Genomic DNA, 2,242 nt, shown 5'->3' on the forward strand with positions numbered 1-2,242 from the left:
ATTCATAGGTTAGTTTCAACAATCAAATAACTACAAAAAAAGTCGCAATAATATGCGACTTTTTCTTATTGAAATTTATTTTTCTGGAGTACTGAAATTATCAGCTAATTTTGCTACATCAGGTATTCCAAGTCCTGTAGCTTGGTTATAAAGCGTACCTAGTGTACCAGAATAGAATAAATTATCGTTTTGCGCGCCTGTTTTATTTAATGGTGTGAAAGGCGAAGAACTTTGTTGTGCAAAACGGTAAATTTGTGGATTCCAGAAACCTACTTGAGTATGATCTGCACTATTAATTAACGCCGATAAACCATTCAATTGAGGTGAAACGAAACTAGTTCCGCCAAATACAGCATATCCTGAATTTGTACCTGGTTTACCTGGTTCACTTAAATACACATAATATCCTGTGTATGGATCTGCAGCCATTGATAAATCTGGAAGGTTACGTCCTGTACCTTGTCCTGAAATAACAGTTGGTTGTTTGTATGTTACATTTGATAAATCAGGTGAAATAGTAAACTCATCTACTGCAGAAAACTGGTTAACACCACTAACACCTTTTTGGTAATCTGGCGTTTCAAAATGAGTACTGAAACCTCCACCACCACCATTAATTAAATTAGCATCTGGTAGTTTTCTAGCTTTGTAATATTCATTTAGATAATCCCAACCCCAAGCACGTTCTTCCCCTACTTTGACATCGACACCTGTTGAATTAGAGTGGAATTGGAAAGGTAATGTTGTTCCACCCGCTACAGTAATATACGGACTTGCTGCCGGGAAATCAACTGTGAGTTTAAATACTTTATCTGTACCTCTAGTTTCGTCATAAGCACCTGCATCACCAGCTGCTGCAAACATTGAAATCCCTTGTGCTGCTGCCTGCATGAATAATTGATTAAATGTATCTTCATACTCTGGTGCTTCCATTTGCTGTTGTACATATGAATCAATACTTAATTCACTTGATCCCCAACTTACTGAAATTTGTTTAGCTACATTATCATTAATTGCATTTGAAAATGCATCTACAAATCCAGTATCCGAGTTCGGACCTACATACACATTGATATTTGCATCAGGAGCAATTGCACCCGCTTGCTGAACATCTAAAGTAGTTTCTTCGTAGCCATCCCATCCAGAACCGCCATCTATCTCATTTACTTTAATACGATTAGGCTTTGTTTGAATACCTACATTATCCCAGAACTTATAAGCATCGTCTGTATTAAATTCTGCTAATGTAACAATACCGATTGTTTGGCCAGCACCAGTTGCTCCTTTTTTGTAAAGTGGATTAACATTATAATGACTTTTTAAATCTTGCGGTGTTAAACTAAGTGGACCAGTTGGTACATCCTTCTTATCAATTATTGCTGGTTGTTTAACAGCTCTTGATTCTAAATTCGAATAATTATTTAAACCTAAAATACATAAAATATTATCTGAAATTACTTTTGGTAAAGTTGGGTTCTTTTTGGTAGCATGAATGCTTTTACCTTTAAAACTAGCATATTTTAAATCGACACTTAAGGCTTTATTTAATTGAGCAACTGTTCCTGTTGCTGTAATCGTTAAATTATTTGCATGAACATCAGTTTTAATACCATATGATTGCAGGTAAGACGTAACAGAATGGATGTAAGCTGGATTTGGTGCATATTTAGCTTTGAATTCATCAACACTTAAATATTTTCGATAATGAGGAGAGTATGGTGTAACTGTTTCCTTAATATATTTTTCTAAATCATCTTTGTTTTGAAGTTTCAAAACAAAATCGATTGATAAAGTAGTATTAGGATCCATGTCTCCAAAATAATTTGTTCCATCTAGCACAGCAGCCCCTGTACCTTGGGCTACTTCCTTATTTACTTGTGCGGCTACTTTAAATGTTGGTGCATTGACTAATAATAAAGAACTTGCCGCTGCTACAGTCAATAATGGTTTTTTCCAGTTTTTCAAAGCATATTCCTCCTTGTTGAGTACGTAAAACTCCTTAATTAAAGACTAATATAGTAGAATAATACATTTAATACACCTTCATTTTCATATTAAATTTCAAAAATACTAAATTTATTCTCTTGTATCGATTATAATTCTCAAAATAGTCTTACAAAAGAAATATTATTCGATATAAAACGCTAAAAATCTCCAATTCCCCATTAATTTCAACAAATTCCGTAAAGTGTTTGGTAATATTTTCCTTTTCTAAACAAAGTATAAACAACCTTAATTAGAA

1 protein-coding gene is annotated in these 2,242 nt (G+C 33.8%); it reads right to left on the reverse strand.

What is annotated here, in order from left to right; translation table 11 throughout:
• Positions 1–75: 75 nt before the first annotated feature.
• The gene (locus CN514_RS13320; protein ID WP_141529374.1) at positions 76–1,965 is read right to left on the reverse strand and encodes a S53 family peptidase; all 1,890 of its coding nucleotides are present in this window, start codon (positions 1,963–1,965) and stop codon (positions 76–78) included.
• Positions 1,966–2,242 lie beyond the last annotated feature (277 nt).

The sequence above is a fragment of the Bacillus sp. AFS001701 genome, assembly GCF_002559405.1.
Taxonomy (GTDB): Bacteria; Bacillota; Bacilli; order Bacillales; family Bacillaceae_G; genus Gottfriedia.